Here is a 20,693-nt window from a genome sequence, read left to right as displayed (position 1 = left end):
CGTTTGGCACAATTTGCTTTGGCAGAATAGCCGTGGGAATCGGGCAACGGAGGGCAACGACGGCATGAACAAGGTGATCATCAAGTGCCCGCACTGCGGCCAGGCCAACCGCGTGCCGGCTGCCGCCGAGGGGCGCCCGCGGTGCGGAAAATGCCGCCGTGACCTGCCCTGGGTGGTGGAGGCGGGCGACGACGACTTCACCGTCATTGCCGAACAGTCCCGCGTGCCTGTGCTGGTGGACTTCTGGGCGGTCTGGTGCGGGCCCTGCCGCATGGTGAGCCCGGTGCTGGACCAGCTGGCGCACGAGCGGGCGGGCGAGGTCAAGCTCGTGAAAGTGGATGTGGACAAAGCGCCCGGCCTCTCCGCCCGCTTCGCCATCCAGGCCGTTCCGACGCTGATGGTGATCGTGGACGGAAAGATCGTGGCCCGCCAGGCGGGCGCGGCCCCGGCCCCCGTGCTGGACCGCTGGCTGAGGGAGGCCCTCGCATGAGTGCTGAAGCTCTTCCGGGAGTGGACACCGCCGCGGCCGGGCTCTGAATATGCCTCAGATGGTCCGCGGTGCCTTCGCCAGGTTCTCGGTCAGTTCTGCGGCGTTCTGCCGGACGACGTATGCCGGCCGGTCCCGCTCCACGCGCCAGCTGTCGGAGAGGGGGCCGATGTTGACAGTATCGAAGCCGAACTCGTCGTAGAGCTTCGCCACCAGCTCACTCGCCTCGGGGTAGTCGCTGGCCGTGGCCAGCGCACGGCGGTTCTGCGTGCCCGGCGGGGTGCCGTCCGAGGTGATCTGGCTGGCCATGATGTGGTTGAAGCCCTTGGCCACCTTGGACTTCAGCAGGTGCTCCTGCAGGAGGCCGGAGGTGGTGGCTTCCCCGTTGTCCAGTTCCGGGAAGCGGCCGTCGCGTTCCCAGTAGTAGTTGTTCGTATCGATCACGATCTTTCCGGCCAGCGGTTCCACGGGGATGTCCCGGTAGTTCCTGAGCGGAACGGTGACGACGGCGAAGTCGCCCGCCGCTGCGGCTTCGGCGGCCGTGGCCGCCCTTGCGCGCGGTCCCAGCTCCGCAACCAGCCCCGCCAGCGTCTCCGGGCCCCGCGAGTTGCTGATGACTACGTCGTAGCCGAGCTCCACGGCCTTGCGTGCCACGTGGCTGCCAATGTGTCCTGCACCGATGATTCCGATTGTTGTCATGTCCGGCGCAACAGCCTGCGGGCGCCGGGTATTTCGCACATTACGCCAGACGACGGATGCCCGGCGGCCGTCGTCTGTCGAGAGGGCGCGGCCGGACCGCCGCGAGTGCCCAAGTAGCGGCCGACGGCCAAATTCGAGTACCTGCTACGGATGCCACCGCCCGCGGCAGCCCCTAGGGTTGAAGTATTGGTGGTGGAAAGTGTGCCGCACCGCCAGATGCAGGCACACACGGGGCTGGGACGGCCGCCACGGTTTGTTGCCGGACCGGCCGGTTCTCCCCGGCTGATTAGGCACGTCGATGATCGCCGGATCATCAGCCGCAGGGTTTGCGAAAGCCTCGTCTGACGGCCGGCAATCATGGTTGAGTACCCGCCCGGCCTAAAGTTGCCGCCCCACCTGCGAGGGCCCCATGAAGATTCCGAGGTCTGAACTTCCCGTCATCACGGCGGCTGTGAACACGGCACCTGTGAAGGCGGTGCCCGACCCTCCTCCCGGTCCGGCCCTGGTGGCCGGCGAAGCCGGCACGCGGCCGCAAGACAAAGACGTCACCCCCGTGCCCGTCCGTGCCGACATCGGCAACTGGCCCGACCCCATGTAGGCCGGATCCGGTCTCCAGTGCGAACGCAAGCTCCAGTGCAAACGCCAGCCGACGACGGCGGGAGGTCCCGCCGTCGTCGTTGTGTCCCGTTCCTGCCCTGCCGCCGTCCGGTGGGAACGCACCCTCGTTGAAGAGTCCGCCATGCGCCGGAATACTGGAAAGGGACACATCCGGCGGCAGGGCGGTGAAAAGGTGACGGGTTCAGCGGGCGGCGACTTCAGGCGGAAGGTGGAGCGTGCGGCCGAACTCCGGGCCCTCCGGTCCTCCGGCGGGACAGCGGAGGAGGACGCGGAGCTGTCCGCCGCGGAGGCCGAACTGCGGGACAAGCGCCGGAAGGTCAGCGACGCCGCCCGCGCCGATTACCTGATCCGGGATGCTATGGCGCAGGGAAAGTTCGACAACCTGAAGTACTCCGGCAAACCGATTCCCGGCCTGGGGGAGGGCTACGACCCCGACTGGTGGGTCAAGGGCCTGATCCAGCGCGAACACCTCAGCGGCCTGGGACCAAAGGCGATCCTGCTGCGCACCGAGGACGCGGAATTGGACGCCAGGCTGGACGCCCAGTTCACGGAAAAGCAGGTGCGCGACATTGTCGGGGACTTCAACGCCCGCATCATCGACGCCCGCCGCCAGCTGCAGGGCGGCCCGCCGGTGGTCACGAACACCCGGAACGCCGACGTCGAGGTGCAGCGGTGGCGGGAGCGGCGGGCGGCGGTGGCCGCGGCGGCACCGCAACCTGTCGCGGAAGCCAAACCGCCGTGGTGGCGGCGCCGGCGCAGGCGCTCCTCCTGAAGCCCCTCAGGTGGCACGATAAAGGAATGGTGGCTGTTCTGCTGGGCTGGAACCCGGGCGTAGGCGATACCTGGCCGGGCTATTCGCGGGTGGTGGATGAACTGGGCACCGCCGGCGCGCACCGGCGCGCGTGGCCCGTTGGAAACGGCGCCCTGCCGGCGCCGGGGGCGGACGCCTGGCTCGTGCTGCATGGAAGGACGGGCAGCGGGCTGATTGGCCATGGCGTGATCGCATCCGCCCCGTATGCGGCTGCCTGCGTCGACGTCGACTTTGACATGCTGCTGCCGCTCGGCGACCAGATCCCAATGGACATTCTGGCAGCGCGGGCTCCGCTGGCGGACTGGGCGGCTGTGGAGGCCACGGACGGCTGCCTGCCCGTCCCGGCGGAGCAGGCACGCGCCATCCGGGAGCTTTGGGCCGAGTGGCTGCCGGCCGATGAGATGGATCCGGTCCTTCCTGTACCGGGCACCCTGCCGCAGGACGCCCTGATCCGGGTGGGCGTGAACCGGCACGAGCGGGACCCGTACGCCCGGCGCGTCTGCCTGGCGCACCACGGCACCTCATGTGCCGCCTGCGGGTTTTCCTTCGAGGCGGCCTACGGCCCGGACGGGGAAGGCTTCATCCACGTCCATCACCTGGTGCCGGCAGCCCAGCTGGGGCCCGGCTACGAGCTGGACCCGGTGGAGGACCTCGTTCCGCTGTGCCCCAACTGCCACGCCATGGCGCACCGGCGCCGGATCCCGTACACGGTGGCTGAACTCCGGGCCATGAGGTCCGGCGCGGGGTACATCAGCGGATCCGTGGTGTCACAGCAGGAGCTGGACGCCCAGGCCGACGCCCGCCGCATCCTGGGGAGCACCTGAAGGGCCGGCACCGCGTCCCGGTCAGGGGGACCAGAGCCAGTCCCGGTTGAAGTCCGGATGGTCACTGTAGGGGACTGCCAGCGCATTGAGGGACAGGGTGGTCCATTCCAGCGCCTGCGGAATCCACTCGGTGTCTTCCCCGAAGGGATCGCTCACCAGCGTGGCCAGGGCGTTCTGCCTGGCTGCCTCCATGATGCCGATCAGCCGCCGTTTGGCTTCGCATTCCAGCAGCAGGCGGCGTTCGTACCACTTGCCGGATTCCGACGTCGTGCGGTCGCTGAGCAGCTTGCGCGCCACCGCCTCGTCCTCGGCGATGCGCGCGGACAGGAACTCCACAATGTCCACTGTCTGAGCGTACGCCCGCCGCCACACGGGCTCCACGTGGCTACACGGCGGCGCGGAGGTCCGCGCCGGTGCCGACGTTTGCCGGGGTGAGGCCCGCCGGGCTGAAGTCTGCCTGGCTGGGCTCCACCGCGGTGCTGAGGTCCGCCGGGGACAGGGGCAGGTAGTAGGCGGAGCGGTAGCGGGTGCGGTCGCCGGTGATCACCCAGGCTGACCCTTTGCGGACGCGGAACCGCTTGGTCAGGACCGTCCTGTCGTGGTGGATGAGGTGGGCCAGGACATCTGCCATGACGTCCTCGTGCGTGCACAGGACGGTCCCGGTTCCGCGGGACCTGGCCACGAGGTCCAGCGTGCCCGCCAGGCTGCCGCCGGCCAGGTGCTCTGAACGCTCCACCTCGAGGGATTCACGCCGCGCCAGTTCGGCGACGGTTTCGATGCAGCGGGGCGAGGGTGCGGCGAGGATGCGTCCGATGTCAAACATGGCTCCCAGTGAGGCGAGCGATCTGGCGGCCTGCTCCCCGGCCGGCGCCAGCGGCCGGCTGCCTGCCGCCGGGTCCCACGCGTCCTGTTTCACCATTTCGGCCCCGCGCACCAGCAGCAGCATTTTCTCCCGCCGCGGAGCAGGGCGGACACCCAGCTCAAGCTGGAGCCGGGCGCCCAGGGCGAGGATCGCGGGCCTGTCCCGCGGCTCGGTCACCGTGCGCAAGGCTGCGGGCAGCGAAAGCCACCTGACGGCGTCGACCTCGTCTCCGGGGGTGAAACGGCCTGATCCGGTCGTGGCAGACCAGTAACGGATGGTCTTGATTCTGCCCTTGCGGTCCTCGTAACGGATGCTGGGCAGCTCCGTGCCCAGATGGCACTGCAGGCCGGTTTCCTCCCGCACCTCGCGTTCGGCGCATTCCTGGCCTGTTTCCCCCGGGTCCGCCTTGCCCTTGGGGATGGACCAGTCGCCGTGGGCCGGCCGGTGGATCAGGAGCACTTCAAGGGCGCCCTTCTTTCCGATCCGCCAGGGCAGTGCGCCGTATGTCGGGGGCTTGGTCCTGCTCATGCGCTCGTCTCCGTCTGAAGGCTGCTGCTCTCGGCAGGAACCAGCGCGTCGGCAGGAACCAGGCTGAGCGCAGGGGTGTCCTTGGCATGCTGCAGCCTGTCCAGCCGGCTGTAGAGGCCTCCGGACGCGGCGAGTTCCCCGTGCCTGCCGCTTTCCACGATCCGCCCCTTGTCCAGCACATAGATCCTGTCGGCCCGCTTGAGCGTCGAGAGCCGGTGCGCGATGACGATCACCGTGCGTCCAGCCATCAGCCGTTCCAGGCCGCGCATGACGTACTGCTCCGAGATCGCGTCCAGGCCGGAAGTTGGTTCATCGAGGATGACGATGGGGGTGTCCCGGACCAGCGCGCGGGCGATGGCGATGCGCTGGCGCTGCCCGCCGGAGAGAGTGACGCCGCGCTCGGCCACCGGGGTGTCGTAACCCAGGGGCAGGTTGCAGACGAACTCGTCCACGTAGGCTGCCTCGGCCGCAGCCAGGACCTGCTCCCGGGTGACGCCCTCCGAGCCGTAGGCGATGTTGTCGTAGATGGTCCCGCGGAACAGGATCGATTCCTGCAGCACCATGGATACCTGCCTGCGGACCGTGGCCACCTGCAGGTCCAGCACGTCGGTGCCGTCAAGGAGAACCTGCCCTTCTGCGGCATCGTACAGCCGCGGTATCAGGCTGACGACGGAGGACTTGCCGGCGCCTGTCGGGCCGGTGATCGCCACGACGGTGCCCGGATCCACCTTCAGGTCAATCCCGTGCAGGACGTGCCGGTCCCCCTGGTAGCCGAAGCTCACCGAGCGCAGTTCCACCGCGCCGGCCAGCCGCGGCGCCGGCCGTGCCCCGGGCAGGTCCGAGATGGCCGGCGCGGTGTCCAGGATTTCCTGGATGCGCTCGGCGCTGGCCTGGCCACGGCTGATGACGGTGGTGAGCTTGGCCAGGGACTTCATGGGGGAGTACAGAGCCTTGAGGTAGGCGAGGAAGACCAGCAGGAGGCCCAGGGTCAGGGTGCCGTCCAGCACGCGCTGCGCGCCGATCCAGATGACCAGCACCGTGCCCAGGGTGGCGATGATGTCCACCAGCGGCGAGAACATGGACTGCAGCCGGATGACCCTCAGGCCGGCGTCCCGCCGTCCGTTGTTCCGGGTGCGGAAGTCCTCCTCGTGGCGCGCCTCGCTCGTGTAGGTCTGCATCACGCGCACGGAGGCGAACGTCTCCGACATGGCCGCCGCGATGTCGCTGTCCCTGCTGCGGGCCTCCTTGGACGCGCCCTTGATGCGGCGCCGGTAGAACAGCACCGTGATGAACAGAAGCGGCGACACCGCCAGGCCAATCAGCGCGAACGTCGGGTCGATCAGCACGCAGATCGTGATGACGAATCCCAGAATGAAGATATTGGGCAGCAGCACCGAGAGGATCGACACCATGAGCGCACGGACGTAGTCGACGTCGGTGGTGGTGCGGGTCACCAGGTCACCCAGCCGCTGCTTGTCGTGGAAGGCCAGCGACAGCCGCTGCAGATGGGTGAAGACCTCTGTCCGGATCGTGGCCATGGCCCGCTCACCCACGCCGTTGAGGAGCCGGGTGCCGAGATAATCCGCTCCGGCGTTCAGCACTGTCATGGCGAGGAGTGCAGACGCGGCGAGCAGAAGCAGCTGGAGCTGGCTCAGGCCTGCCAGGCCGAGGAAAGCCGGCATCTCGTGGAGCCGGGAGCTGCCCGTCGGCTGCAGCACGTCGTCCACAATGACTTTCATGGGCCACGGCAGGGCCACTTCCATGGCGGCGACGAACACCACCAGCAGGGCGCCTATCCCCAGTGCCCAGGCATGCGGGGCTATCGCCCCGCGGAACCGCCAAAAGGTTTGAAACATCTCTCCCCCTAAGATTCGGCGGTCGCGGGCATCACCCGAACGCTGCGCGCTGGGCAATTACCCTGAGACCGGCCAAGGATATCCCTGGCCGGATCCACTATTTCCTATGGAGCTTTGGGAAAACCCTGCCGGAGCTTGGGGAAAACCTGCTGCCGGGCTGGGGTCCGACGGCGGTTGCTCCGTTTGGGGGGCTTACAACCGGGCTGTCACGGACTACCGTTTGCAAGTAGAGGCATTTCCAGCCCGCACGGCAGCAAAGGAGTCACCATGGGTGACGTGTGGATCCGCACGATCAGCCACGGCCTGGTGCGGGCCGACAGGGTCACGGAAATCGCCTCATCCCGCGGATCGGTCCATGAGGAGCGCGGGTATTCAATCAAGGCGGTGGCCGAAGGCAAGGCCTACATCCTCATCGACAACAGCGACCTCGAGGGCAGCGCGAACGCCCGGTTCAGGCATGCCGGGCAAATGCAGGCGGGACTGCTGCTGGCCGTGGACGCGGCAAGTAGTGCCGCTGCTCCAACGGTGGTCAGCTATGAACAGGACGGGGAACGCTGGGTGATAACTGCGGCGTCCGACATCGCCGGGGCGGCCGGGCAGGCTGCCCCGGTGGTGGAGGCCAACGCCGTAAAGATCAGCTAGACAGTGACCGCCAGGTCGTAATCGGCCCCCTGCATGTTGTCGCACAGTTCGACGCAGGCCGTGATGCGCGTCTTGAACTCCGGCGCCTTTTTCCAGGCGTCACGGGACGCCGCATCTGTCCATTCGGAAAATGACACGTAGTGGCCGGCCGTGTTGCGGTCGCGGAGCAGGTTTGCTTCAACCATGGCCGGGAAGTTTTCCCTGGACCACTGAAGGAACTCCGTCCACCGTTTGACGAATTCCTCGTCCTTGCCTTCCTTGACCTGCCAGACCCCGGAAGCGTAATGCTCTGCCATCGGTCTCACACCCTTTCCAAGATGCCGGATGGGACAATTTTAGGGCCGTGGCGTCGGGCTGGGGAGTGCCTTCAGTCGCCGGCTAACCGTTCCACCCCGGGGCTATCCGAGCAGATCGTCCACGTAGCACCACCGCCAGTCCTCACCCGGTTCGATGCTGCGCATGACGGGGTGACCGGTCGCCTGGAAATGCCGGGACGCGTGCGTGGCGGGCGAGGAATCACAGCATGCCACGTTGCCGCATTCCAGGCACATGCGCAGGTGGACGGTGGTGGTCCCCTCACGGACGCAGGCGTCACAGCGTGCGTCGCCGGGAACGTCCGGTTCGCGCGCTGCCTCCAGGTGCTCGCAGTCGCCTCCCGGCCTGGCAACAGCGCGGGAGCCGGAAACATCGGCCTCCTCGATGACGGCGTCAAGCATCGACTCCTCGACGTCGAGCCGCTCCAGGACATTGCTGAGTACCTCGTGGGGGTAGTTCCCGCCGCTCCTGAGTTCGAGGACCTTCGCCCGCTCCGCCTCAAGCATGGCCAGCCGCAGCTGCGCGTAACGCTGGCTGGGGGTGGCGGCTTCCGCCGTCGGCCTTCCAAGACGTTCCCACGCGGCCAGCCCGCGTTCCTGCGTCCTTCGCTTGAGCATGGCCATCACCTCCGGAGGGTCATCATCTGACTGCAGCTCATGCAGCCGCTGCACGCCAGCCGCCGTTGACTGCTGCGTCAGGTCTGCCTGGGCCAGTGCGTCCTCGCCGGGATCCGGACCCTGCACCCGGAGCAGCCGCACCAGGGCGGGGAGCGTGAACCCCTGCAGCGCCAGCGTGCCGGCCACCACCACCATCGCCACCAGGATCAGCACCGTGCGGTGCTCCAGGTCCTTGGGCAGGGTGAGGGCCGCCGCGAGCGTGACCACCCCGCGCATGCCGGCCCACGAGATGATGGCGGGATATTGCCAGGGCGGTGCGGGGTCCTTCCGGGCCACGGCCGGGATCAGCCTGGGCAGGTAGGTCGCCGGAAAGACCCAGACCGGCCGCAGCAGGAGCACGGCCAGCAGGATCACCGCGCAGCCGGCCCAGATCCTGGCCGCGCCCAGGGAGTCGTCCTGGACGCCCTCGATGACGGTCCGTGCCTGCAGGCCGATGAGGAGGAACACCGAGTTTTCCAGCAAGAACTGCACCGTCTCCCAGTTGCTCCGCTGGCTCTGCCGGGCGGCCCCGCCGGGCATGGAGGGCGCCTTGGTGCCCATGATCAGGCCCGCGACCACCACGGCCAGGACGCCGGACGCGTGGATCGCCTCCGCCGGTAGGTAGGCCACGAAGGGTGCCATCAGCGACGTGGAGGTGTTGATGGCCACGTTGCGGATCCGCAGGCGCAGCTGCGTGAGGACGTAGGCCGCGGCGAGTCCCACCACCAGCCCGCCGCCGGCGGCCAGCAGGAAGTCGGCCCCGATCTCCAGCACGGACACGGTTCCTGCGAGGGCGGCGACGGCTGCGCGCAGGCACACCAGGGCGGTTGCGTCGTTGACCAGCGACTCTCCTTCCAGGATGCTGACGATCCGGCGCGGCATTCCCACCTTCCGTGCAATCGCCGTCGCGGCCACCGCATCCGGCGGTGCCACCACGGCCGCAAGGGCTATGGCTGCGGCAAGCGGTATCTCCGGGAACAGCCACCAGACCACCAGGCCCACAACGATGGTGCCGAAGATGACGTAGCCCACCGAGAGCAGCCCGATGGCCCGCTTGTTGGAGTGGAAGTCGTACAGCGACGTCTGCAGGGCAGCGGCGTACAGGAGCGGCGGCAGCAGCCCCACGAGCACCAGTTCAGGGTTGAGATCGACGCGGGGCACGAACGGGAGGACGGATCCGGCGACGCCGGCGAGTACCAGGAGCAGGGGGACCGACACGTCAAGCTTGCGGCCCAGCGCGCTGACTGCGCAGACCACGGCCGCGAGCGCCAGCAACCCCAGGGCAACTTCCACGGGGCTATCCTCTCAGCTGTCCCGGCCCGCCCAAGTGTCCCGGCCCGGCCAAAGGCGGGCGGCGCCGTCGGGCAGTATGAAGACGCAGGTCAGGACGTGGTTCCGCCGACGTCGTCGGCACCTTCGGCCGGATCCTGCGAATGCATGCGGATGTCGGTGGGGTCGGCCGTGTCATCCCCTTCGGCGGGGGCTTCGCTGTGGATGCGCTGCAGCATCTCCGGATTTTCGCTCATGACTGCCGTCCCTCTGTTGCGGTTGTGTGCTGGTGGCCATCGCTTACGTTCATCTAGCTACCGCATCGGCCGGGCTGTCAAGAACCGGCCGTGCGCTCTGGCCGTGGATTTTGTTCTGTGCTGAACTGTTGGGGTTGCACCCGAAATGCCCCCGTGGCCACCGGCCACGGCACTGCCCTCTGCACCGTCGACCCGGCCGGTCCGCACCGGCTGCTGGGAAGGAACATCATCATGGCAACGTACAAGATCGGCTATTTCGTCGGAAGCCTGGCCAGCGGTTCCATCAACCGCACGCTATCCCAAGCACTCATCAGGCTGGCCCCGGAGGACCTGGAATTCACTGAGATCCCCATCAAGGACCTGCCGCTCTACAGTTACGACTACGACGCCGACTTCCCGCCCGCAGGCCGAGCCCTGAAGGATGCCATTGAAGGTTCCGACGGCATCCTTTTCGTCTCCCCGGAATACAACCGGTCCATTCCCGGCGCCCTGAAGAACGCCATCGACTGGGGCTCCCGCCCTTGGGGCACCAACTCGTTCGCCCGCAAGCCCACCGGCATCATCGGCGCCTCGCCGGGCAGCATCGGCACGGCGGTGATGCAGTCCTCCATGCGCGCCGTGCTGAGCTTCCTTGACGCTCCGCAGCTCAACGCCCCGGAGGCCTACGTGAAGTTCAATCCGGATGTGTTCGGCGGCGACGGCGAGGTCAAGGACGAGTCCACGGAGGCCTTCCTGCGCCACTACATGGAGGAGTACGGAGCCTTCGTCGAGCGGGTCCTGGCGGCCAACGCACCGGGCCACATCGGCGACCGGGAACCCGACACGCAAAAGCTCTCCCGCTAGCCCGAGTTTTTGTACAGATAATGGCCGCTCGGAGGCCTTTTGAAGCCATTATCTGTACAAAAACTCCTCGCGGGGGTGGCTAGAGGGGGAGCGGGACCAGACCGCCGAGGTTGCGGTACTTCTCGAGCCGCTGCGGAAGGAGCTCCGCCACCCCCGCGGCCGAGAGCGCGGCCAGCTCGTACTCGATCGCCTGGCCCAGTCGCTGGCAGAAAGCCCTGCCCTCGAGGGCGGCGTCGCCGCGTTCGTCCACGATGTGCTCCACCATGCCGTGGGCGTAGAGCGAGGCGACATTGACGCCCTGCGCCTCGGACATGGCCGGGGCGAACTCCGTGCTGCGGTGCACAATGGCACTCGCGCCTTCGGGCGGCAGCGGGGACAGCCAGGCATGCTGTGCGGCGATCGTTCGGTCGGCCGGGAACAGCGCCAGCGCGCCGCCTCCGGTGCCCTGGCCCATGAGCACGGACACCGTGGGGGAGTTGAGGCCGATGAGGTCGTGCAGGGACCGCGCGATTTCGCCGGCCAGCCCGCCTTCCTCCGCTTCCTTGGAAAGTGCCGCGCCGCCGGTGTCGATCACCGTCACCAGGGGCAGACCCAGTTCCTCGGCCAGCCGCATGCCGCGCCGGGCTTCGCGCAGCGACGCGGGGCCCATGGCGGTCTGCTGCGAGGGGCGCGGCCGGGTGTGGCCGATCACCACGCAGGACTTCTGCCCGAAGCGGGCCAGCGCCAGCAGCAGGCCGGGGTCTTTTTCGCCCTGGCCGGTGCCGTTGAGCGGCAGCACATCGCGGGCCCCGTACGCCAGCAGCTGCCGCAGATCCGGGCGCCGCGGGTTCCGGGAGATTCCGATCGATTCCCAGGCGCCGGCGTCGGACGGTTTCACGGACAGCGTCCGCGGCGGGCGGACCTGCGCGGGCGGGCCGGCCACCAGGATGCCCAGGGCGCGGTCCACGACGTCGGATAGCTGCCACGGCGGGACCACCGCGTCTATCAACCCCTTGTCGAAGAGGTTCTCGGCCACCTGGACGTTCTCCGGGAACGGCGCGCCGTACAGAGCCTCGTAGACCCGCGGCCCCAGGAAGCCGAGGAGGGCGCCCGGCTCGGCCACGGTGATGTGCCCGAGCGAGCCCCAGGAAGCCATGACGCCGCCGGTGGTGGGGTGCCGGAGATACACGAGGTAGGGCAGGCCCGCCTGCCGGTGCGCCCGGACCGCCGCGCTGATCTTCACCATGGACAGGAACGCGATGGTGCCCTCTTGCATGCGGGTGCCGCCCGACGCCGGCCCCGCAAGGAGCGGAAGCCCCTCCCGGGTGGCACGTTCGACGGCGTTCACGATCCGTTCCGCTGCGGCGAGGCCGATGGAGCCCGCCAGGAACCGGAATTCGCTGACAATGACGGCCACCCGGCGGCCGCGGATGAGGCCCTCACCTGTGAGGACGGATTCGTCCACACAGGTCTTTTCCCGGGCTGCCGCCAGTTCCTGCCGGTATTCGGGGCTGGGGTCCGGGTCCACCACGGGCGAGTCCCACGTGCGGTAGGAACCGGGGTCGAGCACGGCCGTGATGAGTTCGGTGGCGTCCAGGTGCCGGGCCGTCTGTGTTTCAGGCATGCTCAGCGGCCTTCCCCGGCGGAGCCGAAGGGGCTGACGCTCGCAGCGGCGGCGTCGGCCGGGACAAGCCCGAGCCACTGCCGTATCAGCCCGCCGTCCTGGTCCAGCAGCGGCGGCGCCGTGTGGGACTTGAGCGTGGTTTCCGCGGTGTCCGAGGCGCTGAAGAAGCGCAGCGGCGGCCCCGGGAGGGTGACGTTGCCGAGGATCTTGTGCTCGACGTCGATCACCAGGCCCTGCGAATGGACCTGTTCCCACGCGTAAACCTCGTCCAGGGTGCGGACCTTGCCCGCCGGGATCCCGGCCTCGTTCAGCATGGCGAGCAGCGGTTCCGCCTCGTAGCCGGCGAAGACGCGCTCCACCTCCTCAATGACCTTCTCCCGGTTGCGGACGCGCTCTGCGTTGGACGCGAACTCCGGACGGTCCGCGTCGATGCCGAACGCCGCAGCGAACGTGCGCCACAGCTTCTCGCTGCCCACGCTGATCTGCACGCGGCCCTGCCGGCAGCGGAACAGGCCGTAGGGCGCGATGGACGGGTGGTGGTTGCCCTGGGCCTTCGGCACCTCGCCGGCAATGGTGGCACGGGTTCCCTGGAAGGCATGCACGCCGATCAGCGCGGCGAGCAGCGAGGTCCGCACAATCTGGCCCTGCCCCGTCCGCTCGCGCTGGAGCAGCGCCGCCAGCGTGCCGAACGCGCCGTACATGCCCGAGAGCAGGTCCGCGATGGGCACGCCCACCCGCTGCGGATCATCCGGGCCGGAGCCGGTCAGGGACATCAGCCCGGCCTCACCCTGCAGGATCTGGTCGTAGCCGCTGCGGCGCGACTCCGGACCGTCGTGGCCGAAACCGGTGATGGACAGGACCACCAGCGAAGGGTTCAGCGCGTGCATCTGCGCGGCCGAGAAGCCGAGCCGGTCCAGCACGCCGGGCCTGAAGTTTTCAATCACGACGTCGGCCCGTTCCAGCAGTTCCCGCAGAACCGTCCGCCCGTCGTCGCTCTTCAGGTCCAGGGCTATGGATTCCTTGTTGCGGTTGCAGGAGAGGAAGTAGGTTGCCTGGGGATCGTCCTCGGGGCCGACGAAGGGCGGTCCCCAGCCGCGGGTATCGTCGCCGGTGCCGGGGTTCTCAACCTTGATGACCCGTGCCCCGAGGTCCGCGAGCATCATGCCGGCGTGCGGTCCGGCCAGGGCGCGGCTCAGGTCCACCACAAGGTAGCCGGCGAGGGGGCCTTCGGGCCGGGACGTGGATTCATGGCTCATGCTGGGTGTTCCTTCTCTTGCTGGGAGGGGCTGCTGGTGCTGTTCCGGGACGCCTACATCCGGCCGGCTACATCCAGCCGGGGAGGACCATGACCAGCCAGGCGATGGCGGGGCCGGCGATGACGACGATGCCGCTATAGGCCAGGATCTGCTTGTAGAACCTGTCCTTGTCCACGTCCTCCGGGGCGTTGGCCAGGACCAGGGCACCGTTGGTGGAGAACGGGGAGACATCCACGATCGTGGCTGCGACGGCCAGGGCGGCGATGACGCCAACGGCACCGATTTCACCGGTGGACAGGAACGGGACGGCCAGCGGGATGAGGGCGGCCAGGATGGCGGTGGAGGAGGCGAAAGCCGAGACCACGGCGCCGATGTAGCAGATCACCAGGGCCGCCAGCAGCGGCATCCCGAGGTGGGCGACGCCGTCGGACACGAACTTGATGGTGCCGGCTTCCTCGAGGACACCCACGAAGGTGAGCATGCCGCAGATGAGCAGGACGGTGGACCAGCTGATCTTGTTGATGGCGCCCTTCTGCGCGGCAGGGGAGACGAGGGCCAGGACCATGGCGATGGTGATGGAGACGAACCCGACGTCCACCTTGAAGCCGAGAGAGATGACGGCGAGGGCGATCAGGCCGGCGATGGTGACCAGCTGCGGAACGGTGGCGCGGGCGCCGGCGCCGGCCGCGTCAGCGGCTGAGGAGCCGGAGGTTCCCTTGCTGGCGACGCCGGAGGGGGAGATATCGGAGCCGGAACCCTGCAGGGTGACTCCGGCGGCCCGGGCGCCGACGCTGACGGCCATCCTGGACTCGGCGGCCTGCTCCACGAGCCGGCCGGTCTTGGTGGAGAGCAGTTTGCTGCCGCCCAGGACGATGAAGAGCACCACAGCGATGGCGAGGTTGAACACAAAGCTGGCGAGGAAGATCGCCATGGGGCTGGCTTCGAGATCCGTCTTGGCGATGATGCCGTTGACCGTGACGCCGTAGACGGCGATCGGGGAGAAGCCGCCGGCCTGCGCCCCGTGGATCACCATCATGCCCATCATCAGGGGGTTGATCTTGTGCTTCGCGGCGAAGCTGAGGGCGATCGGGGCGATGATCGCGACGGCGGCCGGAGACAGGGCTCCGACGGCGGTGATGACCGCCGTGATGGCGAACATGACCCAGGGGATGAGCGCCACCTTGCTGCCCACCATCCGGACCGCGCCGCGGACCAGGAGGTCGATGGTTCCGTTGTTCTGGGCGATCGCGAACAGGTAAGTGACACCGACGATCGTCAGGAACAGACCGCCGGGAAAGTTGGCAAGAATGTCGCTGGTGGACATTCCGAGGACCACCGAGCCAAGCAGGAAGGCGCCGACGAAGGCGAGGGCGCCCATGTTGAGGGGCAGGACCGTGGCCAGCAGGAACATCACCGCCAGGATGATGATGGACAGGACGGGAGCGGACATCGTTGTGCCTCCGGGGATGAGAGTTGATGTGATGGGGGTTACAGGCTCACTGGCCTAGCCTCCTAGACACTAGGTGACTTTGTCAATACTCCTCCGCTAAGCTGGAGCCAGAACGCCGGAAGGATGCGAATGCCCAGGAAGACTGCAACCCAACAGATTTCCCGCGTCGCCCGCCCGCGCCTCTACGAACAGCTCGTAGAGCAGCTGATGGACTTCATCGAGTCCGCGCAGCTGGGGCCCGGCGACACCCTCCCCGCCGAGCGGGACCTTGCCGAACGGCTGGGCGTCTCGCGGGCCACGCTTGCCCAGGCGCTGGTGGCCCTCGAGGTCCTCGGCGTCATTGACGTCCAGCACGGCACCGGCGCGGTACTCGTCTACCGGCCCAACGTTCCCTCCGTACTCAAGGGGCTGCGTGAGCACCGGAACCGTCTCCCCGAGATCGTGGAGGCCCGCAGCACGCTCGAGGTGAAGCTGGCCGAGCTTGCAGCAGGGAGGCGCACCGATGCGGACATGAAAGCGATCGACAAGGCACTCGACGTCATGGCGGAAGAGGTGGCCTCGGGCGCGAAGGGGGCACACGGCGACGAACTGTTTCACCAGGCCATCACCGCCGCGGCGCACTCGGGCGTGCTGGCCCAGCTCATGTCCTTCATCGCGGAGATGATCCTGGAAACGCGGCTTGAATCGCTGGGGCAGCCCGGACGGCCTGAGCAGTCCCTGGCATCCCACCGCAAGATCGCGGACGCCATCCGGGTCCAGGACCCGGAGGCCGCAGCGGCCGCGATGCTCGATCACATCACCCTCGTATCCGACGTCGCCCTGCTGAAGTAAGCCCGTGAAGCCGTTTCTGCTGCTCGCCTCCCGGGCCGAGGACGTCGCCGCGGAGGACGAATACGAGGCTTACCTGCGGTTCGGCGGGCTGGAGCCGCACCAGCTGAAGCGGGTCCGGATGGAGCGCGGACCGCTGCCCGAGCTGGAGCTGGACGACTATTCCGGCGTCATCGTGGGCGGCAGCCCGTTCACCTCCAGCGACCCGCCCGAAAAGAAGAGCCAAGCCCAGCACCGGGTGGAGCGTGAGCTGTCCGGGCTGCTGGACCGGATCGTGGCGGAGGACTTCCCCTTCCTGGGCGCCTGCTACGGGGTGGGGACCCTTGGCCTGCACCAGGGCGCCGTGATCGACCGGACGTACGGCGAGCAGCTGGGCGGCGTGACCATCAGCCTCAGCCCCGAGGGCCTGCAGGATCCGCTGCTGGCCGGCCTTCCCGCGCAGTTCACCGCATTTACGGGCCACAAGGAAGGGTGCACGGTGCTGCCACCGAACGCGGTGCTGCTGGCGAGCTCCGCTGCGTGCCCGGTCCACATGTTCCGGATCAAGCAGAACCTGTATGCCACCCAGTTCCATCCGGAACTCGACGCCGAGGGCCTGGTAACCAGGATCGACATCTACCGGCACGCCGGGTACTTCCCGCCGGAATCGGCTGACGAACTAATGGCGGCCGCCCGCACGTTCACCGCCACCGAACCGATGAAGATCCTGCGGAATTTTGTGAAGCTCTACCGCCGGTAGCCGCAGCCCGTTGCCCGCTGCGGATTTCCATTGACTTCGGTCTGCAGAGGTCTAACGTTGAACTACGTCAACATTGGATCTGTTGCGTGCGCGTGCGGCGAGGGGGTATGCCGCACCAACAAGTGCGGCTGTTGTCCGGTCACGCCCCGGGGCAGTCCGCACGTCGCCAGCGTGGGGGTTTCCCCGAAGCAGCCTTCAAATTTCAGGTCTCAACCAAATCTGCAGGTACCGTCCATGACCGCCAATTTCATTACTGCCCTTGCCGTCAAATCCTTCGACGAACCGGACAAGAAGAGGTGCCCGGACAAAGCCGAGGTGGACGTGGTCAACGTCAACGACTACTCCGTTGCCCGGCTGATCCTCGCCCCCGGCTGGCGCTGGTCCGAATGCACCAAGCCCACGGAACAGACACCCTTCTGCCAGCACAGCCACCTCGGCTTCTGCCTCTCCGGCGTCATGGAGGTGGAAACGCCGGAGGGTGCACGCTCCTCGATCCGGGCCAACGACACCTACGCGATTCCGCCGGGGCATGATGAATGGGTGGTGGGTTCCGAGCCGTTCGTAGCCGTGGAATTCCTGGGCGCGGCGTCGTTCGGGCGCCCGGTCAGCCGCGGGCTGCACGCCAGGATCTGAGCCCCGGTTCACAGGTTCACGGGACTCCATCCGTCCCGTGTCTTATTGGCATGCAGTCGCGGAGGGGATAACGTCGCTGCCATGGCCATCATCGACAACGCCGTGTACGTGGCCGGGCGCCGGACGGCGGATCCGGAAGGGCTGGAGGAGACCTACTTCCTGCTGCGGCAGCGTGAGGGCATGGCCTGGATCGGGCTCTACCGCCCCGACCTCCACGAGCTGCGCTCTGTGGCGGATGAGTTCGACCTCAGCCCCCTGGCAGTCGAGGACGCACTCACCGGACACCAGCGCGCCAAGCTTGAGCATTACGGTGAAACGCTCTTCCTGGTCCTGCGCCCGGCACGGTATCTCGACGACGTCGAAAAGGTCGAGTTCGGCGAGATCCACGTCTTTGCCGGGCCGGACTTCGTGGTCACCGTCCGCCGCGCGGAGTCGCCGGACCTGGCGCGGGTGCGCCGGCGCATGGAATCCCAGCCGGAGTTCCTGGCCCTGGGCCCCGACGCCGTGCTGTACGCCATCCTGGACCAGGTGGTGGACGAGTACGAGCCCGTGGCTGCCGGCCTGGAAAACGACATCGACGAGATCGAGGACGAACTCTTCGGCGCGGACCCGGAGGTGTCCCGGCGCATCTACGAACTGTCCCGCCAGGTCATCACCGTGCAGCGGGCCACCGGGCCGCTGGCGGGAATCCTGCAGGCCCTGATCAGCGGAACGCCGGAGCACCACCCCGGCCCCGAACTCCAGGACCACCTCCGCGATGTGCTGGACCACGTCCTGCGGCTCAACGACCGGGTCGCCTCCTTCCGGGCCCTGCTGCAGAACGCGCTCGCGGTCAACGCAGCCCTCGTTGCCCAGCGCCAGAACGACGAGATGCGCCGGCTCACCGAGTCCAGCTTCGCGCAGAGCGAGCAGGTCAAGAGGATCTCCTCCTGGGCGGCCATCCTTTTCGCGCCCACACTCATCGGCACCATCTATGGAATGAATTTCCACACCATGCCCGAGCTTGACTGGATCTTCGGCTACCCGATGGCGATCGGGCTGATGATCGGCATGGGGCTGATCCTGTACGCCGCCTTCAAGCGCAACAATTGGATCTAGGCGGTCCCGGCCGGCCTCGGAGGCACGGAAGCGCAGGATTACGCCGGTTTTACCGCAGGAGCTGAAGCTTCCCCGAAGCTTCAGGGCAAAAACGGCCTGGTGCTGGGTAGGAAAAATACACTGGATACAAGCCTTCCACCCGCATTTCCCGCCGGCCCTCAGCTTCCGAAGGAACCCCAAAATTCGCGCTTCGACTGTTCTCCGCCCTGCCCTGGCATCGCTGCTGCTGACGGGCTTCGCCGCAACCTTCGCGGGAGTCTCCCCGGGCACGGCCGCCACCGTCACCGCCGGCAACGCAACGGCTGCCGCCACGGAAACCCGGGCGGCAGCTCCTGCCCGCTACATCGTGCGCTACTCGGCCGGGACCGACGTTTCCTCGGCCGTGCGGAACCTGCGCTCGAAGAATATTGCCGTCGGGCGCACCTTCGCCAAGGCCATCCGTGGCGCCGTCGTGACGGCAACGCCCGGGCAGGCGGCGGAACTGAAGGGCTCGGCGGGCGTGGCCGCCGTCGAACCCGATGCCCGGGTGACGGCCGCCGATACCCAGCAGTCCGCAACGTGGGGACTGGACCGCATTGACCAGCGTGCACTGCCGCTGTCCGGGACCTACACCGCGGCGTCCTCCGGCGTCGGCGTGAGCGCCTACGTCATTGACTCCGGCGTGCTGTCTGCGCACGCGGAGTTTGGCGGCCGCGTCGCCTCCGGCTGGACGGCGGTTTCCGACGGACTGGGCACCGGCGACTGCAACGGCCACGGCACGCATGTTGCCGGCACCATCGCAGGAAAGACCTACGGCGTGGCCAAGGCGGCCACGGTGATCCCCGTCCGGGTGCTGGACTGCAGCGGCTCGGGCTTCAACTCGGACGTGATTGCCGGGCTGGAGTGGGTTGCGGCCAACCATCAGGCCGGTACCCCTGCCGTGGCCAACCTGAGCCTCGGCAGCACCGCCAGCGCCATGGTGGACGCCGCGGTGCAGGGCATCATCAACGACGGCGTCACCGCAGTGGTTGCCGCCGGAAACTCGGCCGCCGATGCCTGCAACAGCTCCCCGGCCCGCGTTGCCGGTGCACTGACCGTCGCCGCGAGCGACTCCGCGGACAAGCAGGCCTCGTTCTCCAACTACGGAAGCTGCGTCGACCTGTACGCCCCGGGTGTCGGCATCAAGTCCGCGTCCCCTGCCTCCACCACCGCGACTGCCCTGATGAGCGGCACCTCGATGGCCTCTCCGCACGTGGCGGGTGCGGCAGCCGTGATGCTGTCCCGGTCGCCGGGACTGCTGCCTGCCGAGGTGGCATCGAAGCTGCTTGCCGCGGCCAGCACCGGCAAGGTTTCCGCGGCCACCGAGGGAACACCGAACCGCCTGCTGTACGCCGATCCCGCCGCCGCGGCGCTTACCGCGCCGGCCGTGAAGGCTCTCAGCCCGGTGGCCAATTCCTCCGGAGCGGCCGTGGCAGCCAACGTCACCGCCACCTTCAGCACCGCGGTCCAGGGTGTGGACAACTCCACCTTTGTCCTTCGGAACGCCGCAGGAACGACGGTGCCGGCGGCCGTCAGCTACGACGCCGCCACGCACACGGCAACGCTGAACCCCGAGGGCCTCCTGGCCGCCTCCCAGAAGTACACCGCCACGCTCACCGGCGGATCCTCGGCCATCCGCGACGCCGCCGGGGCGTCCTTCGGGACCGGGAGCTGGTCCTTCACCACCGCCGCGGCCCCCACGGTCACCGCACGCACGCCCGGCGCGAAGGGCACTGCGGTCGCCGCCGGAAGCAACGTCACGGCCACCTTCAGCACCGCGACTGCAGGCCTGGGGGTGCAGGGCATCAGCGGGACCACCTTCGTGCTGCGCGGCCCGGGCGGCACCGTCGTTCCGGCGGCCGTCACCTACAACGCCACCACCCGGACCGCCACGCTGAACCCGGCGGCCAACCTCGCCAATGACGCCAAGTACACGGCAACCTTGACCGGCGGACCGGCCGACATCCGCGATGCGGCAGGCACTCCGCTGGCCACCACCAGCTGGACGTTCACCACCGGCCCTGCCCCTGTCATCACGGCCATGACCCCGCGCCCCGGCGCCACTATGGTGCGGCGCGCCAACAACATCGCGGTGACCTTCAGCGAGGCCATCCAGGGAGCGGGGACGGGCACCGTCACGCTGAAGAACGCCGCCACCGGCGCCAAGGTGACCGCCACTGTCTCCCGCAACGGCACCACCAACCAGTGGGTGCTGAACCCCTCGGCAAACCTGGCCGCGCGGACCAGCTACACGGTCAGCGTGACCGGTGGCGCGACGGCGGTCCGTGACCTGGCGGGCAACCCGCTGAAGTCCGCCAGCTGGACCTTCACCACGGGTTCTCTGTAGACACGGGTTCTCTGTAGATAGGCAAAACAGAGGCCGACGGCGGCACACAAGTGC

At 68.1% G+C, this 20,693-nt stretch carries 21 protein-coding genes; 11 read left to right on the top strand and 10 right to left on the bottom strand.

Features of this window, described 5'->3' with window-relative positions; genetic code table 11:
• Positions 1–64 precede the first annotated feature (64 nt).
• Entirely contained in the window at positions 65–490 is a 426-nt protein-coding gene (gene trxA, locus ACFRAH_RS17750; protein ID WP_377992219.1) for a thioredoxin, read from the top strand.
• Between the two features lie 54 nt (positions 491–544).
• Here trxA and ACFRAH_RS17745 read toward each other — a convergent pair whose 3' ends face one another.
• The gene (locus ACFRAH_RS17745; protein ID WP_377992218.1) at positions 545–1,225 is read right to left on the bottom strand and encodes an NADPH-dependent F420 reductase; all 681 of its coding nucleotides are present in this window, start codon (positions 1,223–1,225) and stop codon (positions 545–547) included.
• Positions 1,226–1,595: 370 nt separating this feature from the next.
• Here ACFRAH_RS17745 and ACFRAH_RS17740 point away from each other — a divergent pair, with 370 nt between their 5' ends.
• From ACFRAH_RS17740 to ACFRAH_RS17730, 3 genes are all read left to right on the top strand, one after another.
• Positions 1,596–1,784, top strand: a complete 189-nt coding sequence (locus tag ACFRAH_RS17740) for a hypothetical protein (protein WP_377992217.1) — start codon at positions 1,596–1,598, stop codon at positions 1,782–1,784.
• Between the two features lie 141 nt (positions 1,785–1,925).
• Positions 1,926–2,576: a DUF1992 domain-containing protein gene (locus ACFRAH_RS17735; RefSeq protein ID WP_377992216.1), complete on the top strand. Its 651-nt coding sequence runs from the start codon at positions 1,926–1,928 to the stop codon at positions 2,574–2,576.
• A 26-nt stretch (positions 2,577–2,602) separates the two neighbouring features.
• Complete coding sequence (locus ACFRAH_RS17730) at positions 2,603–3,439, top strand: HNH endonuclease (protein WP_377992215.1); 837 nt, start codon at positions 2,603–2,605, stop codon at positions 3,437–3,439.
• A gap of 21 nt (positions 3,440–3,460) precedes the next feature.
• Here ACFRAH_RS17730 and ACFRAH_RS17725 read toward each other — a convergent pair whose 3' ends face one another.
• The 3 genes from ACFRAH_RS17725 to ACFRAH_RS17715 are packed head-to-tail and all read right to left on the bottom strand — an operon-like array spanning position 3,461 to position 6,685.
• On the bottom strand, positions 3,461–3,784 hold the full coding sequence (locus ACFRAH_RS17725) for a DUF6221 family protein (protein WP_377992214.1): 324 nt from the start codon (positions 3,782–3,784) through the stop codon (positions 3,461–3,463).
• Between the two features lie 40 nt (positions 3,785–3,824).
• On the bottom strand, positions 3,825–4,829 hold the full coding sequence (locus ACFRAH_RS17720; protein ID WP_377992213.1) for an NUDIX domain-containing protein: 1,005 nt from the start codon (positions 4,827–4,829) through the stop codon (positions 3,825–3,827).
• Positions 4,826–6,685, bottom strand: coding sequence for an ABC transporter ATP-binding protein (locus ACFRAH_RS17715; protein WP_377992212.1), 1,860 nt, complete (start codon positions 6,683–6,685; stop codon positions 4,826–4,828). Before ACFRAH_RS17715 ends, ACFRAH_RS17720 begins: the two co-directional genes overlap by 4 nt.
• A gap of 267 nt (positions 6,686–6,952) precedes the next feature.
• Between ACFRAH_RS17715 and ACFRAH_RS17710 the strand changes: the two genes are divergently transcribed.
• A complete protein-coding gene (locus tag ACFRAH_RS17710; RefSeq protein WP_377992268.1) occupies positions 6,953–7,327 on the top strand; it encodes a hypothetical protein in 375 nt (124 codons plus the stop codon).
• On the opposite strand, the gene ACFRAH_RS17705 is transcribed toward ACFRAH_RS17710, so the two are convergent.
• The 3 genes from ACFRAH_RS17705 to ACFRAH_RS17695 all read right to left on the bottom strand — a co-directional run bounded on the left by ACFRAH_RS17705 (position 7,324) and on the right by ACFRAH_RS17695 (position 9,824).
• A complete protein-coding gene (locus tag ACFRAH_RS17705) occupies positions 7,324–7,623 on the bottom strand; it encodes an antibiotic biosynthesis monooxygenase family protein (RefSeq protein ID WP_377992211.1) in 300 nt (99 codons plus the stop codon). The two genes, ACFRAH_RS17710 and ACFRAH_RS17705, sit on opposite strands and share 4 nt — an antisense overlap.
• A gap of 102 nt (positions 7,624–7,725) precedes the next feature.
• A complete protein-coding gene (locus ACFRAH_RS17700; RefSeq protein WP_377992210.1) occupies positions 7,726–9,591 on the bottom strand; it encodes a Na+/H+ antiporter in 1,866 nt (621 codons plus the stop codon).
• Positions 9,592–9,680: 89 nt separating this feature from the next.
• The gene (locus tag ACFRAH_RS17695) at positions 9,681–9,824 is read right to left on the bottom strand and encodes a hypothetical protein (RefSeq protein ID WP_377992209.1); all 144 of its coding nucleotides are present in this window, start codon (positions 9,822–9,824) and stop codon (positions 9,681–9,683) included.
• 231 nt (positions 9,825–10,055) lie between these two features.
• Here ACFRAH_RS17695 and ACFRAH_RS17690 point away from each other — a divergent pair, with 231 nt between their 5' ends.
• A complete protein-coding gene (locus ACFRAH_RS17690; RefSeq protein ID WP_377992263.1) occupies positions 10,056–10,667 on the top strand; it encodes an NADPH-dependent FMN reductase in 612 nt (203 codons plus the stop codon).
• 79 nt (positions 10,668–10,746) lie between these two features.
• On the opposite strand, the gene ACFRAH_RS17685 is transcribed toward ACFRAH_RS17690, so the two are convergent.
• From ACFRAH_RS17685 to ACFRAH_RS17675, 3 genes are all read right to left on the bottom strand, one after another.
• Positions 10,747–12,270: a carboxyl transferase domain-containing protein gene (locus ACFRAH_RS17685; protein WP_377992208.1), complete on the bottom strand. Its 1,524-nt coding sequence runs from the start codon at positions 12,268–12,270 to the stop codon at positions 10,747–10,749.
• A gap of 2 nt (positions 12,271–12,272) precedes the next feature.
• A complete protein-coding gene (locus ACFRAH_RS17680; protein ID WP_377992207.1) occupies positions 12,273–13,526 on the bottom strand; it encodes a CaiB/BaiF CoA transferase family protein in 1,254 nt (417 codons plus the stop codon).
• A gap of 67 nt (positions 13,527–13,593) precedes the next feature.
• Positions 13,594–14,976 carry an SLC13 family permease gene (locus ACFRAH_RS17675; protein WP_377992206.1) on the bottom strand — a complete coding sequence of 461 codons (1,383 nt, stop codon included), beginning with the start codon at positions 14,974–14,976 and terminating at the stop codon, positions 13,594–13,596.
• Between the two features lie 129 nt (positions 14,977–15,105).
• Between ACFRAH_RS17675 and ACFRAH_RS17670 the strand changes: the two genes are divergently transcribed.
• The 5 genes from ACFRAH_RS17670 (at position 15,106) to ACFRAH_RS17650 (ending at position 20,639) form a co-directional block, all read left to right on the top strand.
• Positions 15,106–15,807, top strand: coding sequence for a FadR/GntR family transcriptional regulator (locus tag ACFRAH_RS17670; protein ID WP_377992205.1), 702 nt, complete (start codon positions 15,106–15,108; stop codon positions 15,805–15,807).
• Between the two features lie 4 nt (positions 15,808–15,811).
• The gene (locus ACFRAH_RS17665) at positions 15,812–16,543 is read left to right on the top strand and encodes a glutamine amidotransferase (RefSeq protein WP_377992204.1); all 732 of its coding nucleotides are present in this window, start codon (positions 15,812–15,814) and stop codon (positions 16,541–16,543) included.
• Between the two features lie 234 nt (positions 16,544–16,777).
• Complete coding sequence (locus tag ACFRAH_RS17660; RefSeq protein ID WP_377992203.1) at positions 16,778–17,176, top strand: cupin domain-containing protein; 399 nt, start codon at positions 16,778–16,780, stop codon at positions 17,174–17,176.
• Positions 17,177–17,257: 81 nt separating this feature from the next.
• Positions 17,258–18,274, top strand: coding sequence for a magnesium and cobalt transport protein CorA (locus tag ACFRAH_RS17655; RefSeq protein WP_377992202.1), 1,017 nt, complete (start codon positions 17,258–17,260; stop codon positions 18,272–18,274).
• A 346-nt stretch (positions 18,275–18,620) separates the two neighbouring features.
• On the top strand, positions 18,621–20,639 hold the full coding sequence (locus ACFRAH_RS17650) for an Ig-like domain-containing protein (RefSeq protein WP_377992201.1): 2,019 nt from the start codon (positions 18,621–18,623) through the stop codon (positions 20,637–20,639).
• Positions 20,640–20,693: the final 54 nt, after the last annotated feature.

It is taken from the genome of Arthrobacter sp. NPDC056727 (assembly GCF_042790555.1).
In the GTDB taxonomy this organism is placed as follows: Bacteria; Actinomycetota; Actinomycetes; order Actinomycetales; family Micrococcaceae; genus Arthrobacter.
Note: the sequence above shows the minus strand (reverse complement) of the source record. Positions and strands in the feature narration are given on the sequence as shown.

What these genes read in the sequence shown, in the direction of transcription:
- ACFRAH_RS17660 (WP_377992203.1), top strand. Translation starts at nt 16,778, where the DNA reads ATGACCGCCAATTTCATTACTGCCCTTGCCGTCAAATCCTTCGACGAA.
- ACFRAH_RS17685 (WP_377992208.1), bottom strand. Translation starts at nt 12,270, where the DNA reads ATGCCTGAAACACAGACGGCCCGGCACCTGGACGCCACCGAACTCATC.
- ACFRAH_RS17690 (WP_377992263.1), top strand. Translation starts at nt 10,056, where the DNA reads ATGGCAACGTACAAGATCGGCTATTTCGTCGGAAGCCTGGCCAGCGGT.
- trxA (WP_377992219.1), top strand. Translation starts at nt 65, where the DNA reads ATGAACAAGGTGATCATCAAGTGCCCGCACTGCGGCCAGGCCAACCGC.
- ACFRAH_RS17715 (WP_377992212.1), bottom strand. Translation starts at nt 6,685, where the DNA reads ATGTTTCAAACCTTTTGGCGGTTCCGCGGGGCGATAGCCCCGCATGCC.
- ACFRAH_RS17675 (WP_377992206.1), bottom strand. Translation starts at nt 14,976, where the DNA reads ATGTCCGCTCCCGTCCTGTCCATCATCATCCTGGCGGTGATGTTCCTG.
- ACFRAH_RS17735 (WP_377992216.1), top strand. Translation starts at nt 1,926, where the DNA reads ATGCGCCGGAATACTGGAAAGGGACACATCCGGCGGCAGGGCGGTGAA.
- ACFRAH_RS17670 (WP_377992205.1), top strand. Translation starts at nt 15,106, where the DNA reads ATGCCCAGGAAGACTGCAACCCAACAGATTTCCCGCGTCGCCCGCCCG.
- ACFRAH_RS17680 (WP_377992207.1), bottom strand. Translation starts at nt 13,526, where the DNA reads ATGAGCCATGAATCCACGTCCCGGCCCGAAGGCCCCCTCGCCGGCTAC.
- ACFRAH_RS17655 (WP_377992202.1), top strand. Translation starts at nt 17,258, where the DNA reads ATGGCCATCATCGACAACGCCGTGTACGTGGCCGGGCGCCGGACGGCG.
- ACFRAH_RS17705 (WP_377992211.1), bottom strand. Translation starts at nt 7,623, where the DNA reads ATGGCAGAGCATTACGCTTCCGGGGTCTGGCAGGTCAAGGAAGGCAAG.
- ACFRAH_RS17730 (WP_377992215.1), top strand. Translation starts at nt 2,603, where the DNA reads ATGGTGGCTGTTCTGCTGGGCTGGAACCCGGGCGTAGGCGATACCTGG.
- ACFRAH_RS17740 (WP_377992217.1), top strand. Translation starts at nt 1,596, where the DNA reads ATGAAGATTCCGAGGTCTGAACTTCCCGTCATCACGGCGGCTGTGAAC.
- ACFRAH_RS17710 (WP_377992268.1), top strand. Translation starts at nt 6,953, where the DNA reads ATGGGTGACGTGTGGATCCGCACGATCAGCCACGGCCTGGTGCGGGCC.
- ACFRAH_RS17720 (WP_377992213.1), bottom strand. Translation starts at nt 4,829, where the DNA reads ATGAGCAGGACCAAGCCCCCGACATACGGCGCACTGCCCTGGCGGATC.
- ACFRAH_RS17695 (WP_377992209.1), bottom strand. Translation starts at nt 9,824, where the DNA reads ATGAGCGAAAATCCGGAGATGCTGCAGCGCATCCACAGCGAAGCCCCC.